A 17,725-nucleotide genomic window follows, 5' to 3' on the forward strand; every position below is an offset into this window, starting at 1 on the left:
CTGCCTGATACTCTGCACCACCGGCAACTGGGCATAGCTGCTCCCATCTGCCCATGGACACCTGTTTCGCTTCCAAAGAGGTGCCTAGTATGAAGGACCTTTTCACCTACAGGCTGTTCACAAGGGTGGCGCGACTGGGCAGTTTTTCGGCCGCGGCACGCGAAATGGGTCTTTCTCAATCCCAGGTCTCCAGGGTTGTTGCCGAACTCGAAGCCGATCTCGGTACCCTGCTTTTGGCGAGATCGACACGCGCAGTTGTACCCACTGAGGCGGGGGCGGATTTTCTGTCGCGCATGGAGCCGATCCTTGCGGCGGTGGAAGAAGCTGAGCAGAGCGTTCGCGCAGGTGGAGAGCTGCGTGGCGTCGTCCGGATCAGCATGCCAACGAGCATCGGCGTCAGGGAAATCATTCCGCGTATAGCTCCGTTCGCGGCAATACATCCCAACCTGCATATCCAGGTCCTGCTCGCTGATCACTGGCAAGATCTGGTCCGCGAAAATATCGATGTTGCGATAAGGCTGGGGCGGCTATTGGATTCCAGTGCAACAAGCCGTCAGATCATGACAATCTCCAGGCTCATTCTCGCCTCCCCCTCCTACTTGCGCGCCGCTGGAGAGCCGACTACGCCGGAGGACCTGCAATCACATCGAATCATTGCAGGTCCAGCCTCGACTGTCCCGAGCGGCTGGATGTTCACACGCAATGGAGAGACCAGGACAATTCAGCTCGAGGCTCACTTCTCGACCGACGAAAATGAGGGAGCTGTCGCAGCCGCAGCCGCTGGATTGGGGATCACATCGACAACGGCCTGGGCGTGCCGGCGTGAGCTTGAAAGTGGTGAACTCGTCACACTGCTCACCGATTGGGAAACCGAATCCGTACCTGTTCATGCCTACTTCCCCCATGGCTCGCGTACCCGGAGTGCCGGTCGTGCCTTGATCGAGCATCTTGTATCCAGCCTTCTTGGCGAGGGCTGCGACGTGCTCGGAACACATCGCGGCAATACCTATGCATCCCATACATAGAAGATAGCGAGCCAGAGTGGCTACTCTGATCCCGCCGCACCTGCCAATTTAGTGCCGTCATCCTGCACGACGCATCGGTCGACCTTTTCAGCCGAGCGGCGCGCTGGACGCCCCTTACTTCATCAATCAAGGAGAAGTGTCATGCGTATGACCGGCAATACTATCTTCATCACCGGCGGCGGCTCCGGCATTGGCCGCGGCCTGGCCGAAGCCTTCCACACGCTCGGCAATAAGGTGATCATCTCTGGCCGGCGCAAAGAGCGTCTGCAAGAGACGCTCGACGCCAACCCCGGCATGGCCGCAATTGAGCTCGACATTACTGATCCGGGCAGCATCCAGGCGGCAGCGCAGACGCTCATCGCCAATTATCCGGACGTGAATGTGCTGATCAATAATGCCGGCATCATGATGCTGGATCACGCAGACGGGCCGGTGGACGATGCGCTCGCACTGTCGACTGTCACCACCAACCTGCTCGGCCCGATCCGCATGACCTCGGCGCTGGTCGAGCATCTGAAGGCACGGCCTGATGCGGTGATCGTCAACGTCTCCTCGGTTCTCGGCTTCGTGCCGATGGCAGTGACGGCGGTCTATTCGGCGACCAAGGCAGCACTCCATTCCTACACGCTGTCACAGCGCTACCTGCTGCGGGGACATGGCATTCAACTGGTCGAAATCGCACCGCCCTGGGTACGCACCGAGCTGCTCGATAGCAGCGAGGAAGAGCGCGCTATTCCACTCGACCAGTTTATTACTGAAGCGATGACGCAGTTCGAGAGCGGCGTGGACGAAATCCTCGTCTCTCCAGCCGAGGCCATGCGTGCCAACCCCGGCCCGAACGAACATGCGTGGGTCAATCAGTTCAACGACATGATCGCAACCGGGCCGGCTTTGGGCTGACCGCGCCGGGCGGCCCTGGCGGTCGCCCGCCCCTCACATGGCTAACAGGATCAAGACTATGAGCGTACGCACACCCGCCGAGAACAAGGCAATCGTTCTCGAAGGCTTCGAAACCCTGTTCAACCGCAAGGATCTGGCTGCGGCCGAACACTTCTGGTCGCCTTCCTACATCCAACATAGCGCTCATGTGCCCCCAGGTCGCGAGGGCCTGTTCGGTCTGGTCGCCACGGGGCCGGCCGATCTGCGTTACGAATGCCAGCTCGCTGTGGCGCAAGGTGATTTCGTCATGCTGCACGGCCGGTTCTCTGGCCTCGGCCAGCCGACGAACTGGGTCGTGGTCGACATCCTGCGCCTCGAGGACGGCGTGATGGTCGAACATTGGGACGTCATCCAGGACGAGGCGACACGCGAAAGCTCTGTCGGCGGCCATCCCATGTTCGGCGATCACTTCCCGGACTGACGCCCACTGGAGACAACGCGCAGGCTCTGCATGGAGTTTGAGTTATTGCCCTACGCGTTGATGAGAGCAAGGGATGATCCACTACAATCGTCTACACGATGCAGGAAGACTCCATGCTGCGTTCGACGCGTGTACGAATTGCGCGTCACCTTGAAAGACTTTTCTTTGGACGAAAAAAATGGATCTCTTTTTAGTGATCCATTTTTTAATGCTTGGAGCGGGAAACGAGACCCGCTGACCGACCCATTGAAGTCTAAGGGGTTTCTTTTGTTCCTGAAACAGGAATGGACTCAACTCTGGACTTGCTTGAAAGGTAGATCAAGGGCAGGAAAAGCAAAAAAATAAAGGCTACTGCACTCTCTATTACCCTGCGGTTTTTAGCTCTATTCAGCTTTCATACTCATCTCCGGGCTCAAAGTACCTAACCAAGCGACTAGACACACTATGACTACTGCCATTGAGAACTCAAAGGTCATGCTACGCCGCAAAGCGTTGACCGCAACTGAATACTCTCCATTTCGAATTGATCGCTCTAATAGCGGGCTTAGATGAAAACGATTGAGAATGGCCAGTACGATCATTCCGGAAAATAGCAGGACTTTCAGGAATAGCAATATCCCATAAGTGCTCAGCATCACCTCATCGAGGGTTGGACCTACGATAAAAAGGTAATTCACTACACCGGTGATGCTCAGGATCACTACGATCACCGCGCCAGCCGATTCAAATCCAGTCAGTACCCGAGCAAGAATTCGTACCTCTTGCTCGCCCTTCAGTGATTTCAAACGCAGCAGTAGAGCGAACGCCGCAAGAGCCCCCAACCAACCACCTGTAGCTAAAAGATGGAAGATATCGCTGATGAAATGCCAATAACGACGGCTACCTTCATCCATAGCACCATGTCCTGTCCACGCCAGGGTGGCCAGTGCAATGGCTCCACATGCGGTGACGATCCAGAGGCTGAGTGTCGGGAGGCGCTTATTCAATGCGACGCCAATAATTGCCATCACCAGTGCAGCTATTCGGACCATCCAGGTCAACCCGACGTCAGTCCCCATGAGGACCATTTGAAAAATATGGTGATGTAGCTCCATAAACCCCGACACACCGCTCATTGCTTTCGCAAGCAACAACATGGCGGCAAGGGACAGGGCTACACCTGCAACAGAAGTACCATAAAGAAGCGACTCAAAATTCAAGGCCGTGCCCGATACTCTTTCCTCTCCCCTAAGGCTGTACACGCCAAAAATTGCCAATCCGAATAACAGCATCAGGTCGAAATAAAGAGCAAAGCGAACCACGATAGTTATTGAGTCGCTCATGAATCATTTCACTTTGAAAGAAAAGTTGCCGGTAATCGGGTGAGTGTCCGAGGAGACGGCACGCCATTCGACTTTGTAAGTACCCGTGGTCAATGGCGATGCGGGTGTAATAACCATCGTTTTCGGATCACTGCCACCCGCGACGCCGGCCTTAACGCCCATTGGAGAGTTCGGCATGCCGGGCATATCGGTCATGATCAGTTTTGCACCGGAGAACTGAGTCGTGAGGTTCTCGGAAAAGTGCAGCTCAATTTTCGAAGGGGCCGCTGCGTCCGAACTTTCTGCTGGAGTGGAGGAAAGAAGTTTTGGATGTGCTTGAGCAACTGCACTCAGAAGCAAACCAGCGGTCAGTGCAGCAGCGACGGTGGTGGTTTTAAGGAATGACATGCAAGACTCCTCACAGCATGAGCTGTTGGTTCGAGGTTTGGTTGGGGGGAAAATTTAGTTTTTACTTCTTGATTCTTGTTAAAACCACAGACGAATACTCAGCGTATTCCACATCCTGGTACGTACTGAACACGGGGGAACTTGGCCAAGACTCCAGCGTTATAGTGCGACTACACGATGCCACATGAACGCAGGCCGTGCGATTACATTTCAGTCAGCTTTGGAGTGGCTCTTGGCCCTGAATCTCGGACTCAGTTTGTAATGAATGGGTCCAGCCAAGTTGAAACTGACAGAAAAGTAATCCCAGCTTCAGATAAATGTCAGCAAGCGCTACTCAAGGATGGCCATGTACGCACTACGGGTATGGGCATCATGACGTGAACCTGCATTCTGCTTACACCTATGTTCAAGAAGTAAGTTGCAACCTGACACAACGGTAATACTCACTTAAGGCTTCTGACAGGGGGCGAGTTTTAAAGTTGTATCGAGCCTAAAGCTCAACCCCAAGAATCATCATCCTGATGTGGACTCAAAGGGGTAAACACAACTCACCCGAGGATACCCAAATGAACTCTGTAAAAACCTTGCTTATCATCGCTGCCTTGACTGTCTCTTCTCTGGCGATGGCCGAAGGCGGCAGTGATCGCGTATTCGCACGCATGGAAGCTGCCAGACAGAACTCAATGCAAGCGTACCAAGTAGCCCAAACCCAAGGCACCCAACCTCCCGTCGCAGAAAGCAAAACCAAAGAGATGGACCACAAGAATTGCTGAATGGTTTGGTGCATTCCAAGCTGACAGAAATGTAATCACTGCGGTGGTTCAAATGTGGCAATTTCCGGGCTCGCTTGCCGTATCAATTCGTCTCTGGCAACGGCGAGCGAAACTTATCCGGAACTAATACGAACTCCCGAGAGAGTGCCTTCAATCTGTATGAGCAACTCACTGGTTGTTTCGCACCGCTCCCCTTTTGATTGATTGGACATAAACGGCATGCACTCCAAAACCTCTAGGCGGACATTCGTCAAAGGCCTGGCCGCTGGTGGAATTCTTGGCGGCCTTGGCCTGTGGCGCACGCCTGTATGGGCAGTCACCAGCCCGGGCCTGCCGAGCGTACTGAGCGGCAACGAATTTGATCTGTTTATTGGTGAAACACCGGTAAACATCACCGGTTCGCCGCGCACAGCCATGACCATCAATGGCACGTTGCCCGGGCCTCTGCTGCGCTGGCGCGAAGGAGAAACGGTCACACTGCGGGTGAAAAACCGCCTGGACCAGGATACTTCTATCCATTGGCACGGGATCATCCTGCCGGCCAACATGGACGGCGTACCTGGTTTGAGTTTCCATGGCATCGCCCCCGATGGCATGTACGAGTACACATTCAAGGTTCATCAGAACGGTACGTACTGGTACCACAGCCACTCGGGTTTACAGGAACAGGTAGGCGTTTACGGTCCAATCGTGATCGACTCGAAAGAGCCCGAGCCTTTTCAATACCACCGCGATTACGTGGTGATGCTGACCGACTGGACCGATGAAGATCCTGGTCACGTCATGGCCAAGCTCAAGAAGCAATCGGACTACTACAACCACCACAAACGTACCGTTGGCGACTTCATCGACGATGTCAGCAAGCAAGGCTGGTCCGCGGCGGTGGCCGATCGGAAGATGTGGGCCGAGATGAAAATGAACCCCACCGATCTTGCAGACGTCAGTGGGGACACTTACACCTATCTCATGAATGGCCAGGCCCCCAATGGCAACTGGACCGGCATTTTCAAACCGGGTGAGAAGCTGCGCCTGCGCTTCATCAACGGCTCGGCCATGAGCTATTTCGACGTCCGTATCCCTGGTTTGAAAATGACTGTTGTGGCTGCCGACGGCCAACACGTCAACCCGGTCAGCGTCGATGAGTTCCGCATCGCCACTGCAGAAACCTATGACGTGATCGTGGAGCCTTCTAGCCAAGAGGCTTACACCATATTCGCCCAATCCATGGATCGAACCGGTTATGCACGCGGAACCCTGGCGGTACGTGAAGGGTTGAAGGCGCCGGTACCGACGATCGATCCCCGCCCTCTTTTGACCATGGATGACATGGGAATGGGCGGTATGGCCGGCATGGATCACGGCAGCATGGGCGGCGACATGTCTGGCATGACCGGAATGGACCACAGCAATATGACCGGCATGGACCAGGGCGTCATGACCGGCATGGGCAGCAGTGACATGTCCAACATGGCCGGCATGGATCACAGCAAAATGGCTGGGATGGACCATGGTGATATGTCGGGAATGGCCGGCATGAGTGGTATGGGTGGAGAAATGCAGACTCACCCGGCCTCCGAAACCAACAACCCCTTGGTTGACATGCAAGCCATGAGCCCAACGCCGAAGCTCAACGATCCTGGCATTGGCTTACGCAACAATGGCCGTCGTGTACTCACATATTCTGACCTGAAAAGTACCTTCCAGGATCCTGACGGCCGCGAACCCAATCGCACCATTGAGCTGCATCTGACCGGTCACATGGAGAAATTCTCGTGGTCGTTCAACGGCATCAAGTTCTCCGATGCCGAACCGTTGCGCCTCAAGTATGGCGAGCGTCTACGCATCACGCTGGTAAACGACACCATGATGACTCACCCCATCCACCTCCACGGCATGTGGAGTGACCTTGAGGATGAGAACGGCAAATTCATGGTACGCAAACACACGATCGACATGCCACCCGGAACCAAACGCAGCTACCGAGTCACCGCCGATGCTCTGGGGCGCTGGGCTTATCACTGCCACCTGCTATTCCATATGGAAATGGGCATGTTCCGTGAAGTACGGGTTGATGAGTAAAGGAGACGGGTTATGAGCACCTACCTAAATCGTAAATCGCTGATGAGCGAGTCCAGACCTGATCACGGGGCAATGAATCGCAACACGATGAACCATGAGTCGATGGGTCATGACCAAAAATCCAAAAAGGCAGCTTGAGATCATGACCAGTAAGCTTTTACGCCCAGCCCTGATTGCACTGGCGGTCTCCGTCAGTCCTGCTTTCTTTGCCGTGGCCAACGCCGCTGAAGAGATGGTTCACGGCTCGATGGGAACCATGGACCATAGCAAGATGGGGGCCATGGATCACAGCAAGATGAACATGGGCCAGGGCCAAATGGACGGTATGGAGAGTATGGACTCAGGAGCGACCACCACGAGTCGTACCCCCATTCCTGTACTGACCGACGCTGATCGTGCAGCCGCCTTTCCACCGGTGGCTGGTCATGGCGTCCACGACAAGAAACTCAACTCCTTCCTCCTGCTTGATAAGTTCGAATACCAGGATGCTGACAACGGCAGTGCACTGAGCTGGGATGCAAAGGGATGGATTGGTGGAGACGTCGATCGCCTGTGGTTGCGTTCGGAGGGTGAACGTACCAACGGCGTAACCGAGAGCGCCGAACTCCAAGCGCTTTGGGGTCACTCGATCGGTCCATGGTGGGATGTCGTCACCGGTGTACGCCAAGACTTCAAACCCGGATCACCGCAGACATGGGGGGCTCTTGGTATTCAGGGGATAGCCCTTTATAACTTCGAAACCGAAGCGACTGCTTACATCGGTGAAAACGGCCAGACTGCCGCTCGGTTCGAGGGTGACTATGACATACTGCTCACCAATCGCCTGATCTTGCAGCCGACCGCTGAGGCGAATCTCTACGGGAAAAACGACCCTCAGCGCGGCATTGGCTCGGGCTTGGCGAATACCGAAGTGGGCTTGCGTTTGCGCTATGAAATTGTCCGTGAGTTTGCCCCCTATATCGGGGTGACCTGGAATCGCTCCTACGGCAAGACCGCCGACCTGGCCGAAGACGAAGGTCAAAAGACCAATGAGGCTCGATTTGTAGCCGGTATTCGGATGTGGTTCTGAGGCATTTGCCTGAGCAACACCCTCAACATCACGCACACCCATGCAGTGAGTGCCGAAACCTCGGATGAGACTTCTAAAGACCGTTGGCGACCGGTTGATGATTCAGCGGGCGATTTCCAATCTGATGTCCAACGCGATACGTCATTGCCCGGCTGGCCAGGCCATTTCGGTTGTCATCGAAAACCATGCCACCCACGTCTCACTGCTGGTGGGCAACCCTGACGCCGGGATCGAACAGGGAACGGCAGAGGTTCAAGGTATGCCCGGCAGTATCACGGTGTTCCGACTGATGTTTCCGAGCATCGAGGGGCAAGCAACGTGAAAAAGTCAGAAATCAAGCTGACGCGGGCCGGGCTTACTCGTAGGTCAACGTGAATGTCGCCGTGGAGAAAACCTGACCCGTAGTCATATCACTGACCCGAGATACGCTCGGTTGGATCAAACCCTGACGTTGCGTCCCGGCAGCGATGTTCGCTGGCTGGTTTCCCAATCTTTGGCGAGACCGACTGCTACATCGGACGCGGGCAGCATCTTGCGCCCGCGAACCAGATCGGATGCCCGCTCGGCCAGCATGATGGTCGGCGCATTGAGGTTACCATTCGGCTCCGTTGGAAACACCGATGAGTCGATTACCCGCAAACCCTCGATACCCCGCACACATAGCTCGGAATCGACCACAGCCATATCGTCCTCGCCCATGCGGCACGAGCCGCAAGGATGGTAGGTGCTCTCCAGATTATCGCGAACGAAGGCGTCGATCTCTGCATCGCTGTTCACCTGCGGCCCGGGCGCGATCTCGCCGTCGCGGAAACGGTCCATCGCCGGCTGACCGATGATCTCCCGAGTCAGGCGTATACAGCGGCGGAAACCTTCTCGGTCCTGTTCGCTTTGCAGGTAGTTGAATTGAATCTCCGGATGTTCGTAAGGGTCAGCGGAGCGAACCCGCACATAGCCGCGGCTCTTGGGTTTGTTCGGCCCGGTGAGCACCATGAAGCCGTGGCCCTTGATCGGTTTATTGCCGTCGTAACGCATGGCCGCGGGCAGAAAGTGGAACTGGATGTCCGGCCAGCGCAGGCCTTTCTCGGAACGTATGAAACCACCGGCCTCGAAATGGTTGGTGGCGCCGAGCCCGTCCTTGAACAACAGCCAGCGCAGGCCGATCAACAGCTTGCTCAGAGGGTCCATTTTGCTATTGAGCGTCACCGGCTCCTTACAACCGAACTGGATGTAGACCTCGGCGTGATCCTGCAGATTCTCCCCTACTCCCGGCAGGTCATGCCGGACTTCGACCCCGGCTTTGCGCAGAACCTCGGCCGGCCCGATACCGGAGCGTTGCAGTAGATGCGGCGAGCCGATGGGCCCCGCCGACACGAGGATTTCCCGGTTGCAATAGACCTGGTGGGTCTGGCCTTCGTGGTCATAGATAATCCCCACCGCGCGTTTACCCCGGAGGATGATCTGGCGGGTCATCGCGTGGGTGATCACCGTCAGGTTGGGACGGCCCATGGCCGGGCGCAGGTAAGCGTTGGCCGTGGAACAGCGCACGCCGTTTTTCACCGTCATGTGCATCGCCCCGAAACCTTCCTGCATGAAACCGTTGCAGTCATCGGTCTTGATGTAGCCCGCCTCGGCACCGGCTTCGACCCACGCGCCGTACAACGGGTTTTTCATGTGGTTGCCGTTGGTGGTGTGCAGCGGCCCGGTTTGCCCACGATAGCTGTCGCCACCGGACTCGTAGCTCTCTGCCCGTTTGAAGTACGGCAGGCAATTGCGATAGCCCCAACCTTGCGCACCGAGCGACTCCCACTCGTCAAAGTCATAGGCGTGGCCACGGATGTAGACCAGCCCGTTGATCGACGACGAGCCACCCAACACCTTGCCGCGCGGGCAGTGGATTCGCCGCCCGTTGAGAAACGGCTCCGGCTCGGTCTCGTAGCGCCAGTTGTACTTCTTGGTGTTCATCGGGATCGAAAACGCACTCGGCATCTGGATCACCACACTGCGATCGCTGCCGCCGAATTCCAGCACCAGCACCGAGGTGTCGGGGTCTTCGCTCAGACGGTTGGCCAGTACACAACCTGCCGAGCCTGCACCGATGATGATGTAGTCGTATTTCTGGGTAGCCATGGTTATCTCCCGACCATCGATTCGTTGAAAACGGGCAGCGAGTGCTTGGTCAGCGTGTCGCCGGTGGTGTATTGCGGGGATGTTTTTTCGATGTGCTGGATGACGGCTTCTTCACGCTTGAGGTCGATCGAACGACTGAACCAGTAATACACCAGCCCCGACACGATCAGCCCGACGAGCCAGGCGATATCGATGCTGCCAAGTGCTTTGGCGAGCGGGCCGACATAGACCTCACGCTGTTCAACGCCGTCGTAGATGTAAAAGAACGGGATCATCGAAATGAAGCCGATCGCATACGCGGCGATGCCGCGCAGACCCCAACTGCCATAGATGTTGCCGTGCGGCAGGAAGAAGTGCGGAATGGCGTAGCGGCCCTTGCGGACGAAGAAATAGTCGGTCAGGTTGACCGAGGTCCATGGCACCAGGAAGTACAACATCACCACCAGATAGATACCCAACACCGAAAGTCCCTTGCCCGAGCTCTGGATGCTCAAGGCGACGCCCAGCTGCAGCAGGATCACGAAACCAATGGCCAGAATGCGTGCCTTGCGCGTCGGCTCGATGTGCTTGATGGAGTCGACACAGGTCAGCGTGGTCAGTTTCGCGCTGTAAATGTTCATCGCGATGACTGGCAGGAAGGCCAGGATGGTGATGACCACCACCGCGGTACCGATGAGCGGCGAAACCGTGTTGCCCACTTGCCCGAGAGCAACCAGCACATCAGTGGAATGCAGGTGATCGGCGAGCCAGCCACCCACGGAAATCATCCACGCGCCGGACAACGAGGCGCCCAGAAAAACCACCGCGATCAGTTTGACGCTGGAGGTGTTCTTCGGCAGGTAACGCGAATAGTCGGAAACATAGGGAGCGTAAGCGATGTTGTAACTCGCCGCTGCAGCGAACTGTGCAATGAAACCGGTCCAGTTGAAACCCAGCGGTGCCGCAGGAGTCTCACCGGTGGCGAGCACCGGCATCGGTGCATCAGGAACCCAGCCCATCAGCACCGCCAACGTCACCAGACCGTAAAGCGGAATCGACAGATACAACGCCCATTTGAAACTGCGGTGCATCCAGTCATGGCCGAGGATCGCCAGTATGGCAGCCGGTATCGTCACCGCCACCGCCACCACCGCGGGGTTGAAACCGAATAGTGTGTGCAGCCCCTGCATCATCAACACGAGGTTAACGATGTTGAAACCGGCGAACACGAACAGCGTCGCCAGCAGCACGAGAATCACACCGCGATAGCCGAACTGCGCGCGCGACTGAATCATCTGTGGCAGCCCCAGGTGTGGACCTTGCGATCCATGAAAGGCCATGAACAGCGTGCCGAACATGATGCCCAGCGTGCCGGCAAGAGTGGTCCACAGAGCGGTCAGACCAACGCTGGGGCCGACGAAGCCGATGGTCATGGTGAAGAACGTGAAATTGCCGAGGAACCAGAACGGGCCCTGACTCGACAGCTTGTCGGTACGCTCGTTCTCCGGGATGAAATCAATCGAATGCCCTTCGACGACTGGCTTGTCATCGCGGGCGGACACGCTCGGGGCGGACTTGGCGTTAGTGTTCATGACGTACTCTTATTGTTGGAAGATCATGACGAGATAACCGCATTCTTTCGGGTGAACGACTCCCGGGCGCGTCCTTGCCGTTCCCGATTTCTAAAGGCGCCACTGGCGCCGGGTGTGGATGAGCGTTAGCCGAGACTCAGGGCAGCGTGATCCAGACCGCCTTGGTCTCCAACAGGTAATCGAGTTGCTCTGGCCCAAGATCCTTGCCGAATCCAGACTGCTTGTAGCCACCGAACGGCATCGCCGGGTCGAGGGTGCCGTGGGCATTAACGTACACCGAGCCCGCTCGCAACCGAGGAATCAGGCTGTGCACCTTTCCAAGGTCATTGGAATAGAGTGCGGCGGCCAGTCCGTACGGCGAGTCATTGGCCAGGGCCAGCGCCTCTTCCTCATCATCGAACGCTGCGGTCACCAGCACCGGACCAAAGATCTCCTCCTGGACGATGCGCATATCGTTGCGGCAATGGGCAAAGATGGTCGGCTCGACGAAGTAGCCGGGGCCCTCGACAGGCTGGCCGCCGTAGACCAGTTCAGCCCCCTCGCGCTTGCCGGTTTCGATGTAGCTCGTCACTCGCTCCTTTTGCAAGGCCGATACCAGCGGGCTGATGAAGCAGTCCGGGTCAAGACCTGGGGCGATTTTCAAGGTCCGGGTGTAGGCGATCAGCTCGCGCAGGAATTCGTCGTAGATGCTGCGATGAACATAGGCGCGAGTACCGGCATCGCACACCTGACCCGAGTTGAAAAACACCCCGTTGGCGATGGCTTGGGCGGCGGCCGGAATGTCGGCATCGGCCAGCACGATAACCGGTGACTTTCCTCCAAGTTCGAGGGTTAGTCGCTTCATTTCGTCCAGCGCCGCGCGGCCGACGGTGCGGCCCACCGGCGTCGAACCGGTGAAGGTGAGTTTGTCGATGCCGGGGTGCGTGGCCATTGCCGCACCGACCACGCTGCCGCGTCCGGTCACGATGTTGATCACACCGTCCGGGATGCCGGCTTCCTGAACCAGTTCGGCGAAACGCAAGGCAGACAGAGAGGTCAGTTCGGCGGGTTTGACCACCACAGTGCAGCCGGTTGCCAGGGCGGCACCGAGCTTCCAGGCCATGGTTTGCAGCGGGAAGTTCCAGGGCACGATGGCGCCGACAACGCCCACCGCTTCCTTGCGTGTATAGGCCAGGTAGTTGCCCGGTAACGAGGGTTCTACGGTACGCCCGTGAAGTTTGGTAGCCCAGCCGGCGAAATAGCGCAGGGTATCGACCGTGCCCTGGATATCGACTTCCCGCGCAAAAGCCACCGACTTGCCCATGTCAATCGATTCGATTTCCGCCAATTCCGCCGCGTTGTGTTCAATCAGGTCAGCCAGGCGATGCATCAGCCGCTCACGCTCGCGCGGCTTGGCCTGACGCCAGGCACCACCATCAAACTGGGCTCGGGCGGCTTGCACCGCGCGATCCAGATCCTGCGTAGTACCCATGGGAATGCGGGTGATCAGGCCTTCGGTCGACGGCTCGATGACATCGGAAGTCTGCCCGTCGCTGGCCTCGACCCAGGCGCCGCCGATGAACATCTTCTGCACCTTGCCGAGGAAGGTCTGGGTGGCTTCGCTGACGCCGAATTTCTGCAGGTAATGCTTGACGATCGTGTCCATTTTTATTCTCTCTGCCCGGCAGTCAGGTCCTGCCGGGGCACTGTGGTTCGATGATCGATCCGGGCCATCAGACCGGGGTGGCTTCGCTCACGGACTGACGCACCTTGGCCCGCTCGTGGAAGATGAATCCGATGCTGTTGAGCAGTAGTTGCGCCGCGAGAATCGAGGTCATGCCGCTCGGGTCATACACGGGTGCGACCTCGACCAGGTCCATGCCAACGATGTTGCCTTTACTGCGTTTGGCCAGGGCCTGGATGATTTCCAGCACTTCGTAATAGAGGAAGCCGCCATGGCTTGGGGTGCCAGTGCCAGGGGCGATGGACGGGTCGAAACCGTCGATGTCAATGGTGATGTAGTAGTTGATGTTCTGCGGGATCAACGCCAGCACACCTTCGACACCCAGACGCCGCACGTCGCGCACCGAGAGGATCTTCGAGCCGGCCTGGTGAGCGGCTTCGTAGTCATCGCGATTGGACGACGACACGTTGCGGATGCCCATTTGGGTCATGCCGACGATGTGATTCATTTCCGAAGCGCGGCGCAGCGGGTTGCCATGGCCGTAGCGAACGCCATGGCGCTCGTCGACAAAATCCAGGTGCGCATCGAAGTGGATGATATGGATCGGGCCACGGCCTTCGAACGCCTTGATCACCGGGGCATGAACTGAGTGATCGCCGCCGAGTACCACCGGCATGACCCCGGCATCGAGAATCTTGCGCACCGCGTATTCGGTGTTTTTGTTACTGGTGACCATGTCGGTGTGCACGATATCGGCGTCACCCACATCGACCATACGCACGTCCGACGCGGTCAGGTACATGACGTCATCTTCGTGGTCATAGGCGCCGGCGTGGCCGAAGGAAAACAGCGTCGATGCCTCGCGAATCCCGCGTGGTCCGAAGCGTGCGCCGGAGCGCCACTGAGTGCCCATGTCGTTGGGCACACCGAGCACCGCCACGTCGGCATCCAGCGCATCCCAATCGGTGCACACCGGGGATTTGCCAAAGGTGCAATGACCCACAAACGGCAAGTTCAGGCGACCGGACTCATAACCATTGTTCGACATTTCTAGCCTCTCCATTTCTTGTTATCGGCCTGGCGGACTGCAAGGCGACCGCCGTTGGAATGACTATGGGCGCAGGTTTTCGTGGAAAAAATGCTAAACATCAGATACTCATATCGGCATTGCCGATGCATCCACAGGCGGGAGGTCCAAGGTGATTCAACTGCATGATGTCGACCTGAAGTTGCTCAGGGTGTTTGCCACGATTGTCAGGTGCGGCGGCTTCTCTGCCGCGCAGGCGGCGCTGAACGCCGGCCAGTCGACCATCAGTGAACAGATGACGCATCTGGAAACCCGGCTCGGGGTCAAGCTCTGCCAGCGCGGGCGCAGCGGCTTCCGTCTGACCGAGCAAGGCGCGGCGATCCATGAAGCCACCCAGCGTCTGCTCTCTGCGGTGGAAAACTTCTGCATGGACGCCGACGTGCTCAAGCAGCACATCAGCGGCAAGCTCAACCTGGGGATCATCGACACCACTATCACCGACCCGGACTCGCCGATCCCGCGCACCACCCAGCGCTTCGTGTCGCGGGGGCATGATGTGCATCTCAACGTGTATGTGGGCACCCCCGCAGAACTGGAGGAGCGCGTGCTCGACGGCCGTCTGCACCTGGCCATCGGACACTTCCCGATCCACGTTCCCGGCCTGTTGCACACACCGCTCTATCAGGAAGCACTCGGGTTGTATTGCGGGCGGCGACATCCGCTCCATGGCAGCAAGGCCGAGCGTGATGAACTACTCGAAGAGATGGGCGCAAGCCGAATCGTCGCCCGGGGTTACATGCAGCAATACGACCTGGAACACCTGGGCGTCAGCAAAGCCGCAGCGACCGTGGACAACATCGAGGCCCTGGCGATCCTGATCATCTCCGGCGCCTATCTGGGCTTTCTGCCGGTGCATTTCGCCGCCCAGTGGATCAAGACCGGCGAGATGCACCAGTTGGCGCCAAACAGCTTGCAGCTGATGTCGCCGTTCGACGTGATCACCCGGCGTGGCACCGCTCCACCGCCGATACTTCAGGCGTTCCTCGAGGACCTTGCGGCCTGTTCCCGCAAAGTGGCAACACCCGAGAAGCACTGACGACGCTCGCCAAATTCCAACAGAGCCCGGCATACTCATTCAAGCAACGATCCGCTTCACCACCCTTTCAGGCCACCTATGCGCATCCACGTCACGTTCATCGATCGCGTCGGCATCACTCAGGAAGTCCTGGCCCTGCTCGGCAGGCGCAGCTTCAATCTGGACGCCGTCGAGATGGTGCCGCCGAACGTTTACATCGATGCCCCGACCCTCGGTGCCGAGGTGCTGGAAGAGTTGCGCGAGGCTTTTCTCGGGGTGCAGGGTGTGCAAGCGGTGACGATGGTCGACATCCTCCCGGGGCAACGCCGACGCTTGCAACTGGATGCCTTGCTGGCTGCTAGCACCGACCCGGTCCTGGCGGTGGATGACCGCGGCCATGTGCTGCTGGCCAATCCGGCGCTGATCGCCTTGTGCGGCCGAGAACCCGCCGGTGAGTCGCTGACCGCGCTGTTCGATGATGCCGATTTGCAACGCACGCTGATCAAGCACGGCTTCCGTCTACCCATGCGCGAAGTCAGTCTCGGCGGCCACACCTTGCTGCTCGACGCCATGCCGATCACCGATGCCGGCGCCCTGCTGACCCTGTATCAACCGAACCGCATTGGTGAATGCCTCTCGGCGCTGCATCACGATCACGCCGAAGGCTTCGATGCGCTACTGGGCGACTCCCTGCCGATCCGTGCACTCAAGGCCCGCGCCCAGCGCGTGGCGGCGCTCGATGCACCACTGCTGATCCAGGGTGAAACCGGCACCGGCAAAGAACTGGTGGCCCGCGCCTGCCACGCGATCAGCGCCCGGCGTGACGCACCATTTCTGGCCCTGAACTGCGCGGCGCTGCCAGAGAGTCTCGCCGAAAGCGAACTGTTCGGCTATGCCCCCGGTGCGTTCACCGGTGCGCAACGCGGCGGCAAACTCGGCCTGCTGGAACTGGCCGATCAGGGCACGGTATTCCTCGACGAAGTCGGTGAGATGTCGCCCTACCTGCAGGCCAAGTTGCTGCGCTTTTTGAGCGATGGCTGCTTCCGTCGGGTCGGCGGCGATCGTGAGGTCAAGGTCAACGTACGGATCCTCAGCGCGACCCACCGTGACCTGGAAAAAATGGTCAGCGAAGGCAGCTTTCGCGAGGACCTGTTCTACCGCCTCAATGTGCTCAATCTGCAAGTGCCGCCGCTACGCGAACGTGGCCATGACATCCTGTTGATGGCCCAGCACTTCATGCAGCAGGCCTGCACGCAGATCCAGCGTCCGGTTTGTCGACTGGCCCCCGGGACTTATCCGGCGCTGCTCGGCAACCGCTGGCCAGGCAACGTGCGCCAACTGCAGAACGTGATCTTCCGCGCTGCCGCCATTTGCGAGAACCCGCTGGTGGGCATCGACGACCTGGACATCGCCAGTACAGCCGTGGCGCGGCAAAACGACGGCGAGGTTGGCAGCCTGGAAGATGCCGTCGAAGGTTTTGAAAAGAGCCTGCTCGAACAGCTCTATCGCACCTATCCGTCCAGTCGGTTACTCGCCGCACGCCTGCATACTTCGCACAGCGCCATCGCCATCCGTCTGCGCAAATACGGTATTCCCGGCAAGGCCTGACCGCCTCCCATACCCTTTTACGAGCGCCGTATGCAAATCGATACAGCGTACCGAATTCAAGACAAACGCTGTAACACCCGCTCCTCATCGCCTTTCCCCTCCTTGGCCCTGCCTACCCGGACCCTCTGTATTGAGTTCACTACAGAAGCGCCCCGCCCAACGTCACAACAACAACTCAACCAATTGATTTATAAGCAATAAATAACAATGGCACTGCACTTGCTATGAGCTCTCCAGCCACGCTCGCTGCCCGGCACGAGCCTGTAAATCGTCTCCCGCCACAAGAAGCGGGTAAGTCTGACCCCTGAGGAGTTCACATGAGCGAATTGCGTTTTACTGAAGATCACGAATGGCTGCGCACCGAAGCTGACGGCAGCGTTACCGTCGGCATCACCGCCTTCGCGCAGAATGCCCTGGGCGACGTGGTGTTCGTGCAACTGCCAGAGCTGCAGTCCTACGAACAAGGCGCCGAAACCGCTACGGTGGAGTCGGTAAAGGCGGCCAGCGGCGTGTACATGCCATTGGAGGGTGACGTGCTGGAAGTGAACCCGGCCCTCAACGACAGCCCTGAACTGGTCAACGAAGATCCGCTGGGTGAAGGCTGGTTCTTCCGCTTCAAACCTACCGACGCCTCGGCTG

The 17,725-nt window shown here is 58.0% G+C and carries 15 protein-coding genes and 1 pseudogene; 10 read left to right on the forward strand and 6 right to left on the reverse strand.

Annotated features, from left to right (window positions below; all coding sequences use genetic code 11):
- Window positions 1–89 precede the first annotated feature (89 nt).
- From AC1RKH_RS22855 to AC1RKH_RS22865, 3 genes are all read left to right on the forward strand, one after another.
- Window positions 90–1,025 (forward strand): LysR family transcriptional regulator, encoded by a 936-nt coding sequence (locus AC1RKH_RS22855; RefSeq protein ID WP_493064077.1) that lies wholly within the window; start codon window positions 90–92, stop codon window positions 1,023–1,025.
- A gap of 141 nt (window positions 1,026–1,166) precedes the next feature.
- Window positions 1,167–1,925 (forward strand): SDR family oxidoreductase, encoded by a 759-nt coding sequence (locus AC1RKH_RS22860; protein WP_493064076.1) that lies wholly within the window; start codon window positions 1,167–1,169, stop codon window positions 1,923–1,925.
- Between the two features lie 58 nt (window positions 1,926–1,983).
- A complete protein-coding gene (locus tag AC1RKH_RS22865) occupies window positions 1,984–2,385 on the forward strand; it encodes a nuclear transport factor 2 family protein (protein ID WP_493064075.1) in 402 nt (133 codons plus the stop codon).
- Window positions 2,386–2,768: 383 nt separating this feature from the next.
- Here the strand turns inward: AC1RKH_RS22865 and copD are convergent, their stop codons facing one another.
- Together copD and copC are read right to left on the reverse strand one after the other, a co-directional pair.
- On the reverse strand, window positions 2,769–3,707 hold the full coding sequence (copD, locus tag AC1RKH_RS22870) for a copper homeostasis membrane protein CopD (protein ID WP_493064074.1): 939 nt from the start codon (window positions 3,705–3,707) through the stop codon (window positions 2,769–2,771).
- A 3-nt stretch (window positions 3,708–3,710) separates the two neighbouring features.
- Entirely contained in the window at window positions 3,711–4,094 is a 384-nt protein-coding gene (copC, locus tag AC1RKH_RS22875; protein ID WP_493064073.1) for a copper homeostasis periplasmic binding protein CopC, read from the reverse strand.
- A 566-nt stretch (window positions 4,095–4,660) separates the two neighbouring features.
- Here copC and AC1RKH_RS22880 point away from each other — a divergent pair.
- The 4 genes and pseudogenes from AC1RKH_RS22880 to AC1RKH_RS22895 all read left to right on the forward strand — a co-directional run.
- Window positions 4,661–4,867, forward strand: coding sequence for a co-regulatory protein PtrA N-terminal domain-containing protein (locus tag AC1RKH_RS22880; RefSeq protein ID WP_493064072.1), 207 nt, complete (start codon window positions 4,661–4,663; stop codon window positions 4,865–4,867).
- A 219-nt stretch (window positions 4,868–5,086) separates the two neighbouring features.
- Window positions 5,087–6,946: a copper resistance system multicopper oxidase gene (locus tag AC1RKH_RS22885; protein ID WP_493064071.1), complete on the forward strand. Its 1,860-nt coding sequence runs from the start codon at window positions 5,087–5,089 to the stop codon at window positions 6,944–6,946.
- Between the two features lie 109 nt (window positions 6,947–7,055).
- Window positions 7,056–8,015: a copper resistance protein B gene (locus AC1RKH_RS22890; protein WP_493064069.1), complete on the forward strand. Its 960-nt coding sequence runs from the start codon at window positions 7,056–7,058 to the stop codon at window positions 8,013–8,015.
- A gap of 76 nt (window positions 8,016–8,091) precedes the next feature.
- Window positions 8,092–8,337, forward strand: a pseudogene (locus AC1RKH_RS22895) (ATP-binding protein); the annotation flags it as partial.
- 116 nt (window positions 8,338–8,453) lie between these two features.
- Here the strand turns inward: AC1RKH_RS22895 and betA are convergent.
- The 4 genes from betA to speB all read right to left on the reverse strand — a co-directional run bounded on the left by betA (window position 8,454) and on the right by speB (window position 14,424).
- Window positions 8,454–10,142 (reverse strand): choline dehydrogenase, encoded by a 1,689-nt coding sequence (gene betA, locus AC1RKH_RS22900; RefSeq protein WP_493064068.1) that lies wholly within the window; start codon window positions 10,140–10,142, stop codon window positions 8,454–8,456.
- 2 nt (window positions 10,143–10,144) lie between these two features.
- Window positions 10,145–11,713, reverse strand: a complete 1,569-nt coding sequence (locus tag AC1RKH_RS22905) for a purine-cytosine permease family protein (protein WP_493064067.1) — start codon at window positions 11,711–11,713, stop codon at window positions 10,145–10,147.
- A gap of 136 nt (window positions 11,714–11,849) precedes the next feature.
- A complete protein-coding gene (locus tag AC1RKH_RS22910; RefSeq protein ID WP_493064066.1) occupies window positions 11,850–13,358 on the reverse strand; it encodes an aldehyde dehydrogenase family protein in 1,509 nt (502 codons plus the stop codon).
- 67 nt (window positions 13,359–13,425) lie between these two features.
- Window positions 13,426–14,424 carry an agmatinase gene (speB, locus tag AC1RKH_RS22915; RefSeq protein ID WP_493064065.1) on the reverse strand — a complete coding sequence of 333 codons (999 nt, stop codon included), beginning with the start codon at window positions 14,422–14,424 and terminating at the stop codon, window positions 13,426–13,428.
- A gap of 151 nt (window positions 14,425–14,575) precedes the next feature.
- Between speB and AC1RKH_RS22920 the strand changes: the two genes are divergently transcribed.
- The 3 genes from AC1RKH_RS22920 to gcvH form a co-directional block, all read left to right on the forward strand.
- Window positions 14,576–15,499 carry a LysR family transcriptional regulator gene (locus AC1RKH_RS22920; protein ID WP_493064064.1) on the forward strand — a complete coding sequence of 308 codons (924 nt, stop codon included), beginning with the start codon at window positions 14,576–14,578 and terminating at the stop codon, window positions 15,497–15,499.
- Between the two features lie 78 nt (window positions 15,500–15,577).
- Window positions 15,578–17,086, forward strand: a complete 1,509-nt coding sequence (gene gcsR / locus AC1RKH_RS22925; RefSeq protein WP_493064063.1) for a transcriptional regulator GcsR — start codon at window positions 15,578–15,580, stop codon at window positions 17,084–17,086.
- A gap of 317 nt (window positions 17,087–17,403) precedes the next feature.
- A partial coding sequence (gene gcvH, locus AC1RKH_RS22930; RefSeq protein ID WP_493064062.1) for a glycine cleavage system protein GcvH occupies window positions 17,404–17,725 on the forward strand: 322 nt, incomplete at its 3' end.

It is taken from the genome of Pseudomonas sp. GW822-FHT06B12 (assembly GCF_058799675.1).

What these genes read in the sequence shown, in the direction of transcription:
- AC1RKH_RS22910 (WP_493064066.1), bottom strand. Translation starts at nt 13,358, where the DNA reads ATGGACACGATCGTCAAGCATTACCTGCAGAAATTCGGCGTCAGCGAA.
- copD (WP_493064074.1), bottom strand. Translation starts at nt 3,707, where the DNA reads ATGAGCGACTCAATAACTATCGTGGTTCGCTTTGCTCTTTATTTCGAC.
- speB (WP_493064065.1), bottom strand. Translation starts at nt 14,424, where the DNA reads ATGTCGAACAATGGTTATGAGTCCGGTCGCCTGAACTTGCCGTTTGTG.
- AC1RKH_RS22855 (WP_493064077.1), top strand. Translation starts at nt 90, where the DNA reads ATGAAGGACCTTTTCACCTACAGGCTGTTCACAAGGGTGGCGCGACTG.
- gcsR (WP_493064063.1), top strand. Translation starts at nt 15,578, where the DNA reads ATGCGCATCCACGTCACGTTCATCGATCGCGTCGGCATCACTCAGGAA.
- copC (WP_493064073.1), bottom strand. Translation starts at nt 4,094, where the DNA reads ATGTCATTCCTTAAAACCACCACCGTCGCTGCTGCACTGACCGCTGGT.
- AC1RKH_RS22905 (WP_493064067.1), bottom strand. Translation starts at nt 11,713, where the DNA reads ATGAACACTAACGCCAAGTCCGCCCCGAGCGTGTCCGCCCGCGATGAC.
- betA (WP_493064068.1), bottom strand. Translation starts at nt 10,142, where the DNA reads ATGGCTACCCAGAAATACGACTACATCATCATCGGTGCAGGCTCGGCA.
- AC1RKH_RS22860 (WP_493064076.1), top strand. Translation starts at nt 1,167, where the DNA reads ATGCGTATGACCGGCAATACTATCTTCATCACCGGCGGCGGCTCCGGC.
- AC1RKH_RS22880 (WP_493064072.1), top strand. Translation starts at nt 4,661, where the DNA reads ATGAACTCTGTAAAAACCTTGCTTATCATCGCTGCCTTGACTGTCTCT.
- AC1RKH_RS22885 (WP_493064071.1), top strand. Translation starts at nt 5,087, where the DNA reads ATGCACTCCAAAACCTCTAGGCGGACATTCGTCAAAGGCCTGGCCGCT.
- AC1RKH_RS22865 (WP_493064075.1), top strand. Translation starts at nt 1,984, where the DNA reads ATGAGCGTACGCACACCCGCCGAGAACAAGGCAATCGTTCTCGAAGGC.
- AC1RKH_RS22890 (WP_493064069.1), top strand. Translation starts at nt 7,056, where the DNA reads ATGACCAAAAATCCAAAAAGGCAGCTTGAGATCATGACCAGTAAGCTT.